Here is a 16,992-nt window from a genome sequence, read left to right on the forward strand (position 1 = left end):
ATGAAAAATAAAAAAATAAAAAATGTAGTAGTTATATATTGGGGAAATGATTGGAATTGCAAGATACCTATTTCAAATGAAATTACCCGGCATTCATTTGAAAAATGGCATGAAATGGGCATTAAAAAAGGTATTGAGATGTATCGAGCTTCAATCAATTGGTATGATTTGCGGAAGAATGTTTTTATAAAATCCTGGGCCTTTCGGAACAAAAAATGGATAAAAATTGAAAAAAACATAAGGCCAGATCTTGTATATGATAAGGTTGGAGGAAAGCGCGACTTTAAGTCTTTTGAAAAAAAATTGCACATAGCTAAGAATGTTAAAATGTTCAATAACCCATTGTTTAGAGTGATGGTCAACAGTAAACTTTCTCAGTATGCAATTTTTGGAGAGTTTATGCCAAAATCATTTGTGGCTATGGACAAAAGCGAACTTATTCAAATGTTTTCTAAAATAAAATCAAAAAAAATAGTTATAAAACCACTTTATGGATCTGGCGGGCACGGAATTGTTATTGATGAAAAAGAAAAAGCAATAAATAAAAAATACCAGTACCCAGTGCTTGTGCAGGAATTTATTGTTAGCGAAAAAGGAATTCCCGGTTTTTCAAAAAAGAAAGAGATTTCGGACCTGCGTTTAGTTTTTATGAATCACAAATTAAGCTATGCTCTTTCACGTATTGCCAAAAAGGGTTCTTTATTCACGAATTTACATCAGGGTGCAAGTGGAACTCTTGTTCCTGTGAAATATATACCCAAAGAAGTAGTTAAAATTGCAGAGAAAATAATTAAAAAACTAAAAATTTTCCCTGAAGCGCAATATTCCTTGGATTTTATTTTTTCAAATTCAGGAAAGCCTTATTTTGTTGAAATGAATACTACACCTGGCATAGATCTTATAACGGTTTTAGGTGACGAAAAAATTAAGCGAAAAAGCTTCGAAGATATAATTAATTTAGCCTAATGAAAAAAAACAAGCTATCTGTAGCTATAGTTGCTCCATCTTTTTCGGAAATAGGTGGTCCGGAAGTGGCTACAAAAAACATGGCCCATGCTCTAAAAAAAAAAGGAGTCAATGTTGTACTTTTTGCTCCGAGTGATTGGAAGATCAATACTAAACATATAGCAACATTGGAAAAAAGCATTTGCAACATGTCTTTATCAGAAAAAATTGGAAAGGTTGAAGAGCTGAGAATAAAAAGTCAGATGGAAATTATAAATCACCAGCAAAAATTTGACATTATACATCTTAATTCTCAAAAAGACGCTTATTTGGTTTCTAAACATATAAAAAAACCTTGTTTGCTGACATTTCATAATAAGATTACTGAACCTATTCTATCTCAGATAAAGAAAAACGGTGTTTACGCGGTTGCCTTGTCGTCTTCTCACGGAAATAATTTGCCTGTCGATGCGGTTATAGAAAACGGAATAGAAATAAAAAAAATAAAACCTTCTTTTAAAAAAGGAAAATACCTTATGACTGTTGGAAGGCTTACTGAACCAAAGGGTATAGATATAGCTATTAAAATAGCAAATAAAGCAAATAAAAAGCTTTTAATTTTCGGACGTGTTGGGAAGTCTTTGGATAGGAAAAGATATTTTAAGCATAAAATAAAACCTTTTTTAAATGATAGAATTGTATTTATGGGTGAAGTTTCTCAGCTTGAAATTTTCAAACATTTAAGAAAAGCTGAGGCACTGCTTTTCCCTATCAGGAGAAACATAAAAGTTTGTCCTTTAATTATAGCTGAATCGCTTGCTTGCGGAACGCCTATTATAGGAACACCCATAAACCCAACGCCGAAAATCCTTAATAATCCTAAAATTGCCTGCTTATCTAAAAATTTAAATGTTATGGTTAAAGCCGCTAAACTAGCCGGAAGATTTGATAGGAAAAAATGCAGAGAAGTTGCAGAAAATATTTTCGACAGTTCTATTATGGCTGAAAAATATATGTCCCTGTATAAAAAAATTATTAGCAAAAAAAGATTAAGGATAATAGGTGATTTTCTTGAAAAATAAGATGCTTTATGTATAATTAAGTTAATTCGAAAAGCACCTAAATAATAAAATTTTAATTTTTTATTAAAATGATACCTATATTTATACCGAACAAATTTAAAAGTATTTCCTCCCAAAAAAGATGGAAACTTGCAGGGAAAATTGCCCTCTGTGTTTTTGGGGCAATATTGATTTTTATAGCAAGTATTTTTATATATTTTGCCAAAGACATACCTAGTACGACCTCAGTAAAAACGCGTCCTGTTATCGAGTCTACAAAAATATATGATAAAACCGGAGAGCACTTGCTTTATGATATACACGGGGAAGAAAAACGCACTATAATACCATTTGAACAAATTCCTGATACAGTAAAATATGCTGCAATTTCTCTCGAAGATCAAGATTTTTATTCTCATCACGGAATAAAAATTTCATCTATTGTTCGTAGTGCCCTTAAAGACATTATTAAAGGAAGTGCTGCACAGGGCGGATCTACAATTACTCAACAATTCGTGAAGAAGGCTCTTCTTACAGATGAAAAGACATTAACTAGAAAAATTAAGGAGGTTATTTTATCCATAGAAATTGAAACTAAATATTCAAAGGATGAAATTTTAGGAATGTATCTAAACCAGATTCCTTATGGTTCAAGTGCGTATGGAATTGAAGCAGCGGCTCAAACTTTTTTTAACAAATCAGCTCGAGAAATAAATTTACCGGAAGCTGCTCTTCTTGCTTCTTTGCCAAATGCGCCGACATATTATTCTCCCTTTGGCCTGCACGTTAATGAATTAAAGGCACGTCAGGAATTGACATTGCAAAAAATGGCTGACCAGGGCTATATAACAAAAGAGCAAGCTGATGAAGCTAAAGGTGTTGATATCCTTTCGGAAATAAGTCCCAAACAAGACAATATAGCAGCTCCTCATTTTGTTATGTATGTTAAAGATTATCTAGTTAATAAATATGGAGAACAAGTTGTTGAACAAGGAGGTTTGAAAGTTTATACAACTTTAGATTGGGATATGCAGCAAGCGGCCGAATCAGCAATTGCTGAAGGAACCGCAAAAAATATTGGAAATAATGCTTATAACGCGGCATTAGTAGCTGAAGATCCGAAAACAGGGCAAATTTTAGCTATGGTTGGATCTAAAAACTATTTCGGAAAATCAGAACCACAGGGATGCGTTTCTGGAAAAAACTGTAAATTTGAGCCTCAAGATAATGTGTCAATTCGTAATCGACAACCAGGTTCATCATTTAAACCCTATGTTTATTTAACAGCCTTTACAAAAGGATACACTCCGGAAACCCTCCTTTATGATACAGAAACAAGTTTTACTGCCAGTGACTCTTCGCAGGAAGATTATAAGCCGAAAAATTATGATGGAAAATTTCATGGTTCATTGCAAATGAAAAATACGCTAGCTATGTCGCTTAACATTCCTGCTGTAAAAACTCTTTATCTTGCTGGGGTTAAAAATTCTATACAAATTGCTAAAAACTTAGGAATAACAGGGCTTAATCAGCCAGAACGGTATGGATTATCGCTAGTATTGGGTGGCGGAGAAGTAAAACTTATCGATCATGTTAATGCCTATGCCTCACTAGCTCGTGGTGGTGTTTATAAAAAGCAGACGTTTATAACGCGTGTACATGATAAAAATGGAAAAATTTTGGAGGAATATAAATCATCGGATGGACAACGTATCGTAGAAGAAAAATATATAGGAATGCTTGATTATATAATGTCAACAAATGATTTGCGTGCCCCGGTTTTCGGTTCAAATAACCCCTTTAGGTTTGATAATCGTCCAGTAGCTGCAAAAACAGGAACAACAAATGAATTCAGAGATGGCTGGGCAGTAGGCTATACTCCTTCAATTGCGGTTGGAGTTTGGGCTGGAAATAATGACAATTCACCAATGAAAATGGGAGCCGATGGTATTATAGTAGCAGCTCCAATATGGAGAAATTTTATGGATAAAGTTCTGGTAAATTATCCTATAGAGCAGTTCCCTAAATATGAAAAAGAAGATGCTGGTAAAGATATTTTAAATGGTAAGATTAATGAACAAAAAGACGTTAAAGTTTGTGAAATTCCTGGAAAAGACGATGAATACTGTTTAGCAAGCGATGCATGTCCCGAATCATATGTTAAAAAGAAAGATTTTTCTGATGCGCATACCATATTGTATTATGTCAAAAAAGATGATCCTCGCGGAGAATATCCTGAAAATCCAAAGGATGATCCTCAATTTAAAAATTGGGAAAAAGGAGTTAAAGATTGGCTTAAAAAGAATAGTAAAAACGAGAATGAACCAGCCCCAGAGGAAAAATGCACAGAAAATGATTTTGCAGAAATAGAGCCGGAAATCTCAATTTCTGTCAGTAGGGATGGGTATGAACTTTCAATTTCAGCAAAAATTGATTCTCCTTTTAATGTTGATGAGGTAAGGTTCCTAGTGGATGGAGACGAGATTGATTCTATGAAATCAAGTCCATATAAAACATCCTATGATGCTTCCGGTAAGTCGGGATCAACATTAGAAATAAAGGCTACGGTTAAGGATGAAAAAGGCAAGACAGATTCTGTTTCTAAAAACATATCAATTCCTTAATTAGTAAATATTATTATGATTTCTAAGATAAAAGGTACAATTGAATTTTTGCATGACAACTATGTTGTTGTAGATGTCAACGGCATTGGCTATAAAATTTTTGTGACATCACATACCCTCGGTATTATTGCAGGGAAAAAAGAAGCAGATTTTTATACACACACCTATGTTCGCGAAGATGCCCTAGCTTTGTATGGTTTTCTTGATATGGAAGAACTTGAAATGTTTGAACTTCTTATTTCCATTTCGGGGATCGGTCCGAAGGCAGCTATGGGAATATTAACAATCGCCGATCCAAAAACAATAAAAACAGCTGTTCTTAATGATGATGAATCGTTGCTGATTAAAGTTTCTGGTATCGGTAAAAAAATTGCTAGCCGTCTAATATTAGAACTTAAAAATAAAGTCGCAGGCGTTTCATTGGGTGAGAAGACCCAGATAACTGCCGATAGTGATGCTATAGAGGCTCTAGTTTCAATGGGTTATTCAATTTCTGATGCAAGAGAAACATTAAAAGGTGTTTCACTAGAAGTTAAAGATGTCGGGGAAAGAATTAAAATTGCCTTGAAAAATTTAGGCAAAAAATAGGAAAACATGCTATAATAAAAAAACAAAACTTGCATTATGGTTTATAAAAAAAATAAAATTAAGATGCAAACAATAAGAAGATATTTTTTTATGAAAAATAAAGGATCAATTCTCGCTTATTCGCTTATCATCCTGACAATGATGGTGGCAATTGTTGCTACCATGTCAATATCAACAATGCTTGAAAAGAAATCAGCTAGTTCTACTGATTTTTCTGTTCAGGCTTATGCTGCTGCAGACAGTGGAATTCAACTAGCAATAAAAAAAATAAACGGCAATATAAAAGATGAAAAAACAATAGAGCAATTGTTTTGCCCAACTGGCGATGGTTGTGAATGCAAAGATGGAAAAGTGACGGGGCTTAAGGATGGCGGTCTGGACTCTTATGACATATCATTTTTTTCTGACGATGTTAGTGTTCCTTTAGGCTGTGACATACCAGCATTAGGAGAAAACATAAAAAATATAAGAGCTTTAGGAAGATATAAAGATGCAATACGCTCAATAGGTGTTTCAGTGTCTTTGTTGTAAAGCTATTTCTTCTTTATTGCAGCATTTTTATTGAATTGGAAAGTTTTTATCTAGAAGGCTTTAATCAATCAAAGCCTTCTTTTCTTTTATACAATTTTATTGCTATAATAAATTCTATGGATGAGAATAAAAAAAATGAAAATTTTCTGCAATCGCCGGAATGGCGGATGTTTCAGGAAAGTGTTGGAAAAAAAACTTTTATTGTTAAAGAAAGCGGTTTTTCAGCAAGCATTATCAAACATAGGTTGCCTATAATTGGGGCGTATTTTTATTGTCCTCGTGGACCAATTTTAGAAAAGGGGGATTTAAGACAAAATGTAAAATATATTGAAAAAATTATCCAATTAGCTAAGGAAGAAAATGCCAGTTGGATTAGGATTGAACCTGAAAATAATGAAATACTGGAGTTGCTTAGAGAAAATAAAAAAAATGTTATAGTTATGGCACCTCACAACATGCAACCAAAGCAAATTTTCATTATTGACATCTTAAAAACAGAAGAAGAGCTTTTAGCAGAAATGAGACAAAAGACCCGTTACAACATACATTTAGCAGAAAAGAAGCAATTGAAAATTTTCATTTCAAGAGAAGAAAAATATGTCCAGCGTTTTTGTGACTTAGTTAAAATTACTGCAAAGCGTGATAAAATTTCTGTTCATCTTGAAAATTATTACAAAAAAATGATTGAAAAAATTCCGGAAAATATGCTTAAACTTTATTGCGCAGAATATGAAGGTAAAATTATTGCAGCTAACCTGGTTGTTTTTTTTGGAAATACTGCAATTTTTCTTCATGGTGCCTCTGATAATGAGCACAGAAATGTTATGGCGCCATATCTTTTGCAATGGAAAGCTATTTTAGATGCTAAAAATAGTGGTTGTAAATATTATGATTTTGGAGGAATAAAAATGTCGAATGGATGGGAAGGCATTACAAAATTCAAACTTGGATTTTCACCAAATACCCAGCCAACTGTATTTCCAGGAAGCTATGACATTATAATAAAAAATCGAAAGTACTTATTCTATAAGATTTTTAGTTTATTTTTTGGCATATATAAAAAAATAATTAATAAAATTAAGGTATTTTTTATTTAATATAAAAAGCTAGAATTAGTTGACTTTTTATTTTTTTTATAGTAAGTTTATCATTACCTAAAAAAGTACTTTAAATCTAAAAAAGAAAGGGGGTGACCTTTATGGCGCTCAATATCTCAAAGGAAGAATTTGTTTGGAGTTATATAAAATATCATAATGTTCCTGTTTTCAAGCGTTCATATGAAGTTGCTCAATATTGTCATAGAAATCATTTCAGGCAGGATGGAACTCCATATTTTGGGCATCCAAATGAGCTTTGTTATGTTCTGCTTATTAACAATATGGAAGATGAAATCATGCTTTCTGATGGCATATGTCATGATATTGTTGAAGAATGCAGAGACCAAGAAAACATCATCATAACCAAAGAAGATCTTCTGAAGGAAATTAAAAATGACACAGTTGTGGAAGAAACTTTCATTACCACCAAACCTTATAAAAAAATGACCCCTATTCAAATTAAAGAGTATTTTAGTCTGATAGAAGAAATCACCAGGTTAGTGGTCAATAAACATGTGGATCGCTTTATAAATATGCGAAGAAGCATGTTTGGAAATTTTGAAAGGGAAAGACTTGTAAAATATGATGTTGAAACGGTTAACCATGTTTTACCTATGTCGGAGAGAATCATAAATAGTGGTCTATACCCCGAATATGAAAATATTCTAAGAATGTTAAGGAGCGGTATCAAAGGTTTACTAGAAGGCGTACGTGCCCAAGTTAAGCTTATGAATGGTAAGAATTAATTTTTTATAAAAATAAATAAACATAATGGCTTGTTGATTATTCTGCAAGCCATTTTCCATTTTATTTACACCTAGGTTATAATTAGCATAGATATGAAAAAAATAATCCCACAATCTATAAAAAATGTCTATCATCTGAGTCAGGCGATTATGGCTAATTTTTTGTATGGCTTTCCATCGCATAGGATAAAAATAATTGGCGTGACAGGAACCAATGGAAAAACAACCACTGTGCAAATGATTGCTAAAATTTTAGAAGAAAATGGGTTTAAAACGGCAGTTGCCTCAACCATAAATTTTAAATTAGGCAGTGAAGAATGGGTTAATAAAACAAAATTTACAACACTCTCTTCTTTTGCTGTACAGAAATTTATAAAAAAATCAGTTCAGGCAGGTTGTAAATATTTGGTTTTGGAGACTTCTTCGCATTCCCTTGATCAATATAGAGTATGGGGTGTTAAATATGAAACTGCTGTTATTACTAATGTCACCAGGGAGCACCTAGACTACCATAAGACAATGAAAGAATACAGAAAGGTTAAATCAGAATTATTTAAAAAGGCCAATAATGCAATTATAAATTTAGATATGGAAAATCCGGGAGAATTTTTAAACATTTCTACTGGCAAAAAAATTACTTATTCATTAAAAAACAATAAAGCTGATATTTTAGCGAAAAATATATCATTAAATCCATCAGGAACTAAATTTTCGGTTAAAAATACAGAAATAAATTTAAAATTGCTAGGAGAATTTAATATAGAAAATGCACTGGCGGCTATCTGTGTGGGCATTTCTGAAGAAATAAACATGGAAATAATAAAAAATTCCTTAGAAAAAATAAAACTAGTGCCAGGTAGAATGGAAAATATCCCGAATAAAAGAAAGATTAATATTATTATTGACTATGCGGTAACTCCGGATTCTTTAGAAAAACTCTACCAATTAATAAATCATATCAATACCTCAAGATCTAAGATTATTGCCGTGTTTGGTTCTTGCGGTGAAAGAGACCGCGGCAAGAGGCCGATAATGGGAGAAATAGTTTCAAAATACGCTGATTATATAATTGTTACTAACGAAGATCCATATAATGAGAATCCGATTAGAGTAATTGATGAAGTTGCTTCAGGGATTAGAAACAAAATTGAAGGAGAAAAGTTTTGGAAAATTTTAGATAGAAAAGAAGCAATTAAAAAAGCCCTGATTTTATCGAAAGAGGGCGATTTTGTTATCGTAACTGGCAAAGGGGCGGAAGAAACCATGGCGGTTGGTAAAAAAAGAATTCCTTGGAATGATAGGAGAATTATAGAGGAAGAATTAGAAAGTTTAAGCTAGCAGGCTTATAAAAACTAAAGTGAAAACAAATCCTAAAATTGCACCGACAATAACCTCACTAGTTCTGTGCCCCGTTCGTTCTTTCAAGCGAGGAAACTTGCTCTCATCGAAATTAAGTTGCTGTATGAGCATATTAAGGTAACGTCCCTGGTCTCCCAGGTACATGCGTATTCTTGTCGCATCGTCAATAATAATAAATGCTAGTGCAAAAGTTACAGCAAATGAACCAGAGTGGAAACCTTCAAAATAGCCTACTGATGTTACTAGAGAAATTGCAAAGGCCGTATGAGCCGATGGCATGTGTCCATGAGTAAAAAGGTAACGAATATCCCAACCATGTTTTGTGCTATAAATTATAAATTTGATGGCTTGTGTAATAATACCGACAAAAACAGGAATAAGAAAAATGGCATAGGAAGTAATAAATTTCATATTTTTTTTGTATTATTTTCTTACTGGTTAAATTATAGCATGATTTTTAAGTTGGTGGTATAATAAATATATTAATAAATCCAATCATTTAAGCGGTAAATATAAATTTCTTTACAACTTTAAATGATAAAAAAATATGAGTATTGGAATAATTATTTTAATCGTTGCAGCTTTTTTGGTTGTAGCAGGTATCGGAATTTACAATGGGCTGATAACATTAAAAAATCGCGTAGATGAGGCTTGGAGTGATATCGATGTTCAACTTAAACGCAGATATGATCTTATTCCAAATTTAGTTAGTACTGTTAAGGGTTATGCGACACATGAAAGAGAGCTTTTTGAAAAAGTTACTGAAGCTCGTGCAGCTGCTATGGGAGCTGAAACTCCTGCTCAAAAAGAACAAGCGGAAAATGTGCTGAGTGGAACACTAAAATCATTGTTTGCAGTGGCTGAGAATTATCCAGATCTTAAAGCCAATCAAAATTTTCTAGAGCTACAAAGAGAGCTAACTGATACGGAAGACAAAATTCAGGCTGCTCGCAGATTTTACAATGGCAATGTTAGAGACTTCAATATTAAGATCGAAACAGTTCCAAGCAATATTATTGCTGGAATGATGAATCTTACTAAGCGTGAATTTTTTGAAGCTGAAGAAGGCGAAAAAGAAGCTGTTAAAGTCGAGTTTTAATTATGTCTACACTTTATAATCAAGCGGATAAAAATATCCGTTTAACTTGGATATATATCACCGGTTTTCTCGTGTTTGTGATTGGAGTTGGGTACGTTTTCGCGGGAGCGATGGGCAACAGCTCTATTCTTTATGGTGCTGTAATATTTTCAATTTTAATGAGTTTCGGTTCATATTGGTGGAGTGATAAAATAGTGCTGGGAATGAGCAGGGCTAAAGAAATAAGCCATGATAATAATCGGGAAATATTTCATATCGTGGAAAATCTTTGCATTACAGCTGGGCTACCGATGCCGAAAATATATATCATAGAAGACAGTGCTCCAAATGCTTTTGCAACAGGGAGGGATCCGAAACATGGAGTAATTTGTCTGACAACCGGAATAATACAGAAATTGGAAAAGGTCGAGCTAGAAGGAGTAATTGCGCATGAACTTTCCCATATTGGTAACCGAGACATTCTTCTTTCCACAGTCATTGTTGTTTTAGTTGGTTTTATAACTCTTTTAGCTGATTGGTTTCGTCACTGGGCTTTTTTTGGCGGTAAATCACGTGATAGTGAGGGAGGGAGTCAACTACGTGCAATTTTGATACTTATAGCTGTTGTTCTTTCAATTTTAGCTCCAATTGCAGCCATGCTAATGCAATTGGCTATTTCACGAAAAAGAGAATTTTTAGCCGATGCTTCAGGAGCACTTCTTACGCGGCATCCTGAAGGCTTGGCGCGCGCTTTGGAAAAAATTTCAGTTGATCAGGAACCGCTAGAGGCTGCCAATCGTGCCACAGCCCATCTTTATATTTCTAATCCTTTTAAGGGGAAAAAAGTTTCTAAATTATTCTTAACCCATCCTCCTATTGAAGATAGAGTAAAGGCTCTACGGGGAATGTCTGTTTAGGATATGCAATGGAAAAAGCCGAAAAATACGGATAAATATTTTTGGACGCAGCACGTCCAGGAAAAAATGCATTATTACGGGCTTTCTGAGCAAAAAGTTTTGGGTGTGATTCGAAAACCGCAAAGAATTGAAACCGGAATTGCAGAAAATACAGTAGCAGTTATGATTCCAGTTGGAAATATTAAAAGAAATAAAAAACCTTCAATATGGAATCGTTCGTTTAACGATGATGGCGAACAAGAAAAATGGAGTCAGGAAGTTTGGGTAATGTACCAAACGAAAAATCAAAAAATAAAAAATAAAGTAACAACGCAGAATTCAAAATTAAAAGAATTACAAAATAAAATAAATTCAAATAAAAAAATCACAATAATTTCAGCTTGGCGGTATCCTGGAGTGAGTCCGGAAAAAAATCCGATTCCTGAAGAAATCATGAGGGAAATAGAGCAAATTGGCTTAAAATAGGGACATTTTAATAGCTATTATTATTTTAGTAAATATGATAGAATATAAAAAGATAAGTTAAAAATATAATCTTTTAAAAATTAAACTTATGGAAGAAAACACACAAAAAACAGAGGCTCCAAAACAAGAGTCTCAAGAACAAGCTAAAAAATCTGCGCCTGCGTCTGAACCAAAAGTTGAACAAAAAAGCGTGAAAGGAGATATTTCACAATTCGAAGCTTTTTTAGAAGAATATTTAGTAAAAAAGGCTCCCTTTGCGATTCCAGCTGGTGGCAAAGAATTTATTGTTAAGGTTGCTCCGTATCTAATTATCATTTTTGCTATTATTGCAATTCCAGGAATTTTATTAGCATTGGGTCTTTCTACTGTTTTAGCTCCTTTTGCAATGGTTGGTTATGCGATTGGCCATGGATTCGGATTTCTTGCTCTTATTTCCCTCGTAATTTCTATAGTGGTAGTTGTTATGGAACTTATTGCTGTACCGGGATTATTTAAGCGAACCAAGGGAGGATGGAAATTGGTTTTTTACGCCAGTATCGTAAGCTTGATTGGAAGTATAATTTCTGTAGCAGGTATCATAAGCGGAATTATAGGAGCAATTATTGGTTGGTACATTTTATTTCAGGTTAAAGAACTTTATAAAAACTAAGTTTTTTCATTCTGACAGCAAGCAGCCTTTCCGGGTTGCTTGTTTTGTTATAATATTACTGTATAAACACAAAAATATCTTATATGAAAAAACACACAAAAATTGTAGCTACTTTAGGGCTTGTCTCTGATAAAAAGGAAGTAATAAGAGATATGATTGAGGCTGGTATGGACGTGGCACGTCTTAATTTTTCACATGGAAGTTATGAGTGGCATAGAGACGTTATCAAGATCGTCCGTGAACTTTCAGAAGAAATGCAAAAACCAGTAGGAATAATGGCTGATTTGCAAGGACCGCGCATACGCACATTAGTGGAGGCTGAAGTTGAAATAAATACTGGCGATAAAATTGCAGTAAGTGATATTGAAAAAGTCAAAGATGTAAGACATAGAATACAAGATAAACAATGCTTTTTATTGGACATACCAAACATTATTGATGATATTGAAGTAGGTAATGAGATTTTAATTGAAGACGGATTAATGAAAGTTGTTGTTCGCGAAAAAGATAATAATATTTTATTAGCAGAAGTTATTGATGGAGGAATTATTAAAAATCATAAAGGTATTAATATTCCGGATGCAAAATTACATATTGATCCAATTACCGAAAAAGATGAAAAGGATCTGGATTTTTCTCTTGAAAATGAAGTTGATTTTGTAGCCATGTCATTTGTGAGTTCCGGAATGGATATTGAAAATCTTCGAAGTAGAATTGAAAAAATTCTCGGACGTACTGAAAATCTTCCGCAAATAGTAGCAAAAATCGAGCGCAAGGAGGCTATTAAAAATCTAGAAGATATTGTTGCTCATGCTGATGTAGTAATGGTAGCTCGTGGGGATTTGGGAATTGAAATGGATGAAAGTAAGGTCGGAGTTTTTCAGAAAGAAATCGTGGGTAAAAGCCTGCAAAATATGAAGCCGGTAATTATGGCGACACAGATGATGAATTCTATGATTGAAAATCCGCGTCCAACACGGGCCGAAGTCAGTGATGTGACTAATGCAGTCATCGATCATGTTGATGCCGTCATGCTTAGTGGAGAATCAGCCAGTGGTAAATATCCGGTAGAGAGCGTAAAGATTATGAAGGAAATTATTGAAAACACGGAAGCTTCTCCTTATGATAATGTCGATCACTTGCTTAAATTAAGAAATGAAGAAGAATTTAATTCTTTCATAAAAAATACATATAAATTAGTAAAAGATAAGAAAATAAAGGGCATTGCGGTGGCCAGTTTTTCTGGATTTACGGCACGCCTCATTTCCCATTTCCGTTTAGAAAAGCCACTTCTAGTTGCAACTAATAACAAAAAGACATATAATCAGCTATCCCTCCTCTGGGGTGTTGAAGGTTATTATACTAGCCAGGATAAACCCAAGCAAATGCTGGAAGCCATGATGAAGGCAAAAAATCTGGATAAAAAGGAGGAAATTATCAGAATTGCTGGGAACACGCCACAAGGGGAAAAAATGAAATTAATTTAACTTTTAAACCAAAAATAAGGAGAGGTCGCATAGTGGTCGAGTGCACCACCTTGGAAAGGTGGCATACTGGAAACGGTATCGAGGGTTCGAATCCCTCTCTCTCCGCTAATTGTTTGCTTTTTTCTCTAAAGTTCTTTAGTCTGAAAATATGAATAAAAATGTAGAAGAAATAAAATCGAGACTTAATATCGTTGATGTAGTCGGCGAATATGTCCGTCTAACAAAAGCAGGCGCAAACTGGAAAGGCTTATGTCCTTTTCATCATGAAAAAACTCCTTCTTTCACGGTTAATGAAGAAAAACAGATCTTTCATTGCTTTGGCTGTACTAAGGGTGGGGATGTTTTAACTTTTATTCAAGAGATAGAAAGTATTGAATTTAGAGAAGCCTTGAAAATGCTGGCAGAAAAAGCCGGAGTAGAGCTGGAAGAATATAAATCACAAGATACAGATAATAAAAAAAGAATTTTAGAAATTCTAGAACTTGGGACTAAGTTTTATGAAACACAGCTTTGGAAAGGAGCAGGAAAAGACAAAATACTAAAATATCTTTACGATCGCGGGCTGACCGAAGAAAGCATTAAAAAATTCCGTTTAGGTTATGCTCCGGAGGGGTGGATAAATATCCTAAATTTTTTGATAGAAAGAGGTTATAAAATTGATGAAATAAATAAAACCGGTCTTTTGGTAGAAAAGTCTAACGAAGCTAAAAGCCACAAACTGGAAGCTAATTATTATGATCGATTTAGGGATAGGATAATTTTTCCTATTCAGGATATTTTTGGAAATGTGATTGGTTTTTCGGCCAGGGTAGCTCCAGGAGGAGATGAATCACAGGCAAAATACGTGAATACTCCAGAAACAGCAGTTTATCATAAAAGCAAGGCTCTTTATGGTATCTCGCATGCGAAGAATGAAATAAAAAATAAAAATTATACGCTTTTAGTGGAAGGGAATATGGACGTTATTGCGGCTTCCCAAGCAGGAATTCAAAACGCAGTTGCAGTTTCTGGGATAGCCTTGACTGCCGATCAGATTATAATGCTTAAAAGATATTCCCAGAATCTGGCCATGCTTTTTGATATGGACAGTGCCGGGCAACAGGCTGCAGAGAAAAGTGCAGACTTGTGTTTTGAGAAAGACATGAAGGTAAAAATAGTCGCCTTGTCTGATGGAAAAGATGCGGCTGATGTGGTTAAAAAAGACCCGCAGCTTTTATTAAAAGCGGTTAAAGAATCAGTCGGAGCTATGGAATATTTTTTCAATTTAATCTTGAAAAAATATGATAAAAATTCAGCCAGTGGCAAGAATGGTATTGCCAAAGAAATTCTGGCACATGTTTCACATATTGAAAATAAAATAGAAAAATCACATTGGGTAAAGAAAATCTCGCATGAGCTTGATGTGGAAGAAAATGTAATAAACAATGTATTAAAAGAAGTTGTTGCTATTCCCAGGGAATACGCTGGATATGAAAGCGAACAGACAGAAAAAAAATCATCCTTTCAGAAACGCAGTGATTTAATAAGTGAATCATTAATAGGAGTTATTTTAAGCAGTAGCGAAATATGGAAAGGAATATTTGAAAAAGAAAGAGAAAATGAAAGTATTAAAAATGATGAACTATTGTGGTTCGTGCTTAAGAAAGGTCCAGAGGCTGAGTTTTCTTTCGATAAAATGCTTACAATAATTGAAGATGACCAGATTGTGGAAAAACTGCGCAGGATTTATTTTGAAACAAAGTACCGCTTCGCACAGGAAGAAATAGTCGAACAAACAGAGGAAGAGCTTAAAAAATTAGCAGATGGATATATGGTTGAATATAATAGAGAATTGCAAAAAGAAAAAATCCGTAGTATTATAAAGGAAATCGAGAAAGCTGAAAACAAGGGCGATAAAGAAACCCTTGCCAAATTAATGAGCGAGTTTACTAAACTTTCTCAAGAGATTCAATAGAAAACAAAAACTGGGTCAGCCCGGTTTTTGATGTTTGTTTGTTGAAACTTAATCTTCAGTGGAATAGGAATATATTCCATAATATATTTTTTAAATTATGAAAAGAACACAAAAAAAGAAAAGCAAGAAGAAAGTGTTAAAGAAACATATTATACGCAAGGCTAAAAAAATAAAATCAGGAAAACTTAAAAGATCCTTACGGAAAAAGGTATCTATAAAATTAAAGAAAAAACCTAAAAATGCTAAGAAAGTAAAATCAAAAACAAAATCAAAGAAAAAAGATATTCTGACTAAAAAGAAATCTAAAAATAAAAAATTAACAATAAAATCGAAAGAAATTCAGCCAGAAGGCATGGATGTAGTGGCTGAGTTGATTGCACGCGGAAAGCAGCGAGGATTTGTGACTGAAGATGAAATAATCCATCTTATCCCAGAAATCGAAGAAGAATTGGATGAATTGGAAAATTTATATGAAAAACTTGAAACTGCCGGCATAAAAGTTGTCGTTTCTGATGATATGTTGAAAATAGATACTGATAAAGAGGTCGAAGCTTATGAAAAGAGTAAAAAGGATAAAAATGCCGATATTATCCTGGGAGAAGGAGTTGAGGACAGTTCATCAGACTTGGTTCAAATGTATTTTCGTGAAATAGGACGGGTTCCACTTTTAAAATCAGAAGAAGAAATAAAATTGGCTAAAGCTAATGAAAAAGGAGATTTGGCGGCCAAACAAAAACTTACTGAGTCAAATTTACGTTTAGTTGTCAGTATTGCGAAAAAATATGTCGGACGTTCTCATAATTTGTCTTTGCTTGATCTTATTCAGGAAGGAAATATAGGTCTTTTCAGAGCAGTAGAAAAATTTGATTACAGAAAAGGATACAAATTTTCTACTTATGCCACCTGGTGGATACGCCAGGCAATTACACGCGCTTTAGCTGATCAGTCCAGAACCATACGCATACCGGTACATATGGTTGAAACTATAAATAAATATACCCAGATTACGCGCAGACTCGTCCAGGAATTAGGAAGGGAACCTTTACCGGAGGAAATAGCTGCCGAAATGAATTTAGAAGTGGATAAAATCAGACATATCCAAAAAATTTCCCAGGAAACTGTTTCCTTGGAAACGTCAGTCGGTGACAGTGATGATGACAGTGTGCTTGGAGATTTTATTGAAGACACTGAAACTGTAATGCCTCATCAGGTAGCTTCCAGAAAACTTTTAAAAAATCATGTGGTAGAAGTTTTAAGAGAACTTACTCCACGTGAACAAAAAATCTTGAAAATACGTTTCGGACTTGAAGATGGGGTAACCCACACCCTAGAAGAAGTTGGAAAAGAATTCGGAGTAACTCGAGAACGCATTCGTCAAATTGAAGCTAAAGCTCTAGATAAAATCAGGCAGCATAGGTCAATAGGAAAGCTTAAAGACTACTAATATTGAACCTTGCCAGATTAGAATATTTTTGATACAATGTTTTCGTT

Annotated in this window: 16 protein-coding genes and 1 tRNA gene; 16 read left to right on the plus strand and 1 reads right to left on the minus strand. The window is 33.9% G+C overall.

Annotated elements, in window-relative coordinates; genetic code table 11:
• The 8 genes from PLR68_02695 (at window position 1) to PLR68_02730 (ending at window position 8,930) form a co-directional block, all read left to right on the plus strand.
• On the plus strand, window positions 1–966 hold the full coding sequence (locus PLR68_02695; GenBank protein HOW60629.1) for an ATP-grasp domain-containing protein: 966 nt from the start codon (window positions 1–3) through the stop codon (window positions 964–966).
• Window positions 966–2,027 carry a glycosyltransferase gene (locus PLR68_02700; GenBank protein HOW60630.1) on the plus strand — a complete coding sequence of 354 codons (1,062 nt, stop codon included), beginning with the start codon at window positions 966–968 and terminating at the stop codon, window positions 2,025–2,027. Before PLR68_02695 ends, PLR68_02700 begins: the two co-directional genes overlap by 1 nt.
• A 68-nt stretch (window positions 2,028–2,095) precedes the next feature.
• Complete coding sequence (locus PLR68_02705) at window positions 2,096–4,630, plus strand: PBP1A family penicillin-binding protein (GenBank protein HOW60631.1); 2,535 nt, start codon at window positions 2,096–2,098, stop codon at window positions 4,628–4,630.
• A 15-nt stretch (window positions 4,631–4,645) separates the two neighbouring features.
• The gene (gene ruvA / locus PLR68_02710; GenBank protein HOW60632.1) at window positions 4,646–5,218 is read left to right on the plus strand and encodes a Holliday junction branch migration protein RuvA; all 573 of its coding nucleotides are present in this window, start codon (window positions 4,646–4,648) and stop codon (window positions 5,216–5,218) included.
• 90 nt (window positions 5,219–5,308) lie between these two features.
• Window positions 5,309–5,749, plus strand: coding sequence for a pilus assembly PilX N-terminal domain-containing protein (locus PLR68_02715; protein ID HOW60633.1), 441 nt, complete (start codon window positions 5,309–5,311; stop codon window positions 5,747–5,749).
• Between the two features lie 116 nt (window positions 5,750–5,865).
• Window positions 5,866–6,846 (plus strand): peptidoglycan bridge formation glycyltransferase FemA/FemB family protein, encoded by a 981-nt coding sequence (locus tag PLR68_02720; GenBank protein HOW60634.1) that lies wholly within the window; start codon window positions 5,866–5,868, stop codon window positions 6,844–6,846.
• A 101-nt stretch (window positions 6,847–6,947) separates the two neighbouring features.
• On the plus strand, window positions 6,948–7,592 hold the full coding sequence (locus PLR68_02725; protein HOW60635.1) for a hypothetical protein: 645 nt from the start codon (window positions 6,948–6,950) through the stop codon (window positions 7,590–7,592).
• Between the two features lie 93 nt (window positions 7,593–7,685).
• A complete protein-coding gene (locus PLR68_02730; protein ID HOW60636.1) occupies window positions 7,686–8,930 on the plus strand; it encodes a UDP-N-acetylmuramoyl-L-alanyl-D-glutamate--2,6-diaminopimelate ligase in 1,245 nt (414 codons plus the stop codon).
• Here the strand turns inward: PLR68_02730 and PLR68_02735 are convergent.
• Window positions 8,922–9,362 carry a divergent PAP2 family protein gene (locus PLR68_02735; GenBank protein HOW60637.1) on the minus strand — a complete coding sequence of 147 codons (441 nt, stop codon included), beginning with the start codon at window positions 9,360–9,362 and terminating at the stop codon, window positions 8,922–8,924. The two genes, PLR68_02730 and PLR68_02735, sit on opposite strands and share 9 nt — an antisense overlap.
• A gap of 136 nt (window positions 9,363–9,498) precedes the next feature.
• On the opposite strand from PLR68_02735, the gene PLR68_02740 reads away from it, so the two are divergent.
• The 8 genes from PLR68_02740 to rpoD all read left to right on the plus strand — a co-directional run bounded on the left by PLR68_02740 (window position 9,499) and on the right by rpoD (window position 16,945).
• Window positions 9,499–10,050 (plus strand): LemA family protein, encoded by a 552-nt coding sequence (locus tag PLR68_02740; GenBank protein HOW60638.1) that lies wholly within the window; start codon window positions 9,499–9,501, stop codon window positions 10,048–10,050.
• Between the two features lie 2 nt (window positions 10,051–10,052).
• Entirely contained in the window at window positions 10,053–10,946 is an 894-nt protein-coding gene (locus PLR68_02745; protein ID HOW60639.1) for a M48 family metallopeptidase, read from the plus strand.
• A gap of 3 nt (window positions 10,947–10,949) precedes the next feature.
• Window positions 10,950–11,411 (plus strand): hypothetical protein, encoded by a 462-nt coding sequence (locus PLR68_02750; GenBank protein ID HOW60640.1) that lies wholly within the window; start codon window positions 10,950–10,952, stop codon window positions 11,409–11,411.
• A gap of 88 nt (window positions 11,412–11,499) precedes the next feature.
• Window positions 11,500–12,060, plus strand: coding sequence for a hypothetical protein (locus PLR68_02755; GenBank protein HOW60641.1), 561 nt, complete (start codon window positions 11,500–11,502; stop codon window positions 12,058–12,060).
• Between the two features lie 83 nt (window positions 12,061–12,143).
• Window positions 12,144–13,547 (plus strand): pyruvate kinase, encoded by a 1,404-nt coding sequence (gene pyk / locus PLR68_02760; GenBank protein ID HOW60642.1) that lies wholly within the window; start codon window positions 12,144–12,146, stop codon window positions 13,545–13,547.
• An 18-nt stretch (window positions 13,548–13,565) separates the two neighbouring features.
• A tRNA-Ser gene (locus tag PLR68_02765) sits at window positions 13,566–13,652 on the plus strand.
• Window positions 13,653–13,695: 43 nt separating this feature from the next.
• Window positions 13,696–15,501: a DNA primase gene (dnaG, locus tag PLR68_02770; protein ID HOW60643.1), complete on the plus strand. Its 1,806-nt coding sequence runs from the start codon at window positions 13,696–13,698 to the stop codon at window positions 15,499–15,501.
• A 352-nt stretch (window positions 15,502–15,853) separates the two neighbouring features.
• Window positions 15,854–16,945: an RNA polymerase sigma factor RpoD gene (rpoD, locus tag PLR68_02775; GenBank protein ID HOW60644.1), complete on the plus strand. Its 1,092-nt coding sequence runs from the start codon at window positions 15,854–15,856 to the stop codon at window positions 16,943–16,945.
• The last annotated feature ends 47 nt before the right edge of the window (window positions 16,946–16,992 follow it).

The organism is Candidatus Moraniibacteriota bacterium (assembly GCA_035390125.1).
GTDB lineage: Bacteria > Patescibacteriota > Minisyncoccia > Moranbacterales > GWC2-37-73 > DAOOTD01.

Bases quoted from the DNA above. Each gene is read 5' to 3' on its own strand.
- ruvA (HOW60632.1), top strand. From the start codon at position 4,646: ATGATTTCTAAGATAAAAGGTACAATTGAATTTTTGCATGACAACTAT.
- rpoD (HOW60644.1), top strand. From the start codon at position 15,854: ATGGATGTAGTGGCTGAGTTGATTGCACGCGGAAAGCAGCGAGGATTT.
- PLR68_02745 (HOW60639.1), top strand. From the start codon at position 10,053: ATGTCTACACTTTATAATCAAGCGGATAAAAATATCCGTTTAACTTGG.
- PLR68_02715 (HOW60633.1), top strand. From the start codon at position 5,309: ATGAAAAATAAAGGATCAATTCTCGCTTATTCGCTTATCATCCTGACA.
- PLR68_02750 (HOW60640.1), top strand. From the start codon at position 10,950: ATGCAATGGAAAAAGCCGAAAAATACGGATAAATATTTTTGGACGCAG.
- PLR68_02700 (HOW60630.1), top strand. From the start codon at position 966: ATGAAAAAAAACAAGCTATCTGTAGCTATAGTTGCTCCATCTTTTTCG.
- PLR68_02735 (HOW60637.1), bottom strand. From the start codon at position 9,362: ATGAAATTTATTACTTCCTATGCCATTTTTCTTATTCCTGTTTTTGTC.
- PLR68_02695 (HOW60629.1), top strand. From the start codon at position 1: ATGAAAAATAAAAAAATAAAAAATGTAGTAGTTATATATTGGGGAAAT.
- dnaG (HOW60643.1), top strand. From the start codon at position 13,696: ATGAATAAAAATGTAGAAGAAATAAAATCGAGACTTAATATCGTTGAT.
- PLR68_02725 (HOW60635.1), top strand. From the start codon at position 6,948: ATGGCGCTCAATATCTCAAAGGAAGAATTTGTTTGGAGTTATATAAAA.
- PLR68_02740 (HOW60638.1), top strand. From the start codon at position 9,499: ATGAGTATTGGAATAATTATTTTAATCGTTGCAGCTTTTTTGGTTGTA.
- PLR68_02705 (HOW60631.1), top strand. From the start codon at position 2,096: ATGATACCTATATTTATACCGAACAAATTTAAAAGTATTTCCTCCCAA.
- PLR68_02755 (HOW60641.1), top strand. From the start codon at position 11,500: ATGGAAGAAAACACACAAAAAACAGAGGCTCCAAAACAAGAGTCTCAA.
- PLR68_02730 (HOW60636.1), top strand. From the start codon at position 7,686: ATGAAAAAAATAATCCCACAATCTATAAAAAATGTCTATCATCTGAGT.
- PLR68_02720 (HOW60634.1), top strand. From the start codon at position 5,866: ATGGATGAGAATAAAAAAAATGAAAATTTTCTGCAATCGCCGGAATGG.
- pyk (HOW60642.1), top strand. From the start codon at position 12,144: ATGAAAAAACACACAAAAATTGTAGCTACTTTAGGGCTTGTCTCTGAT.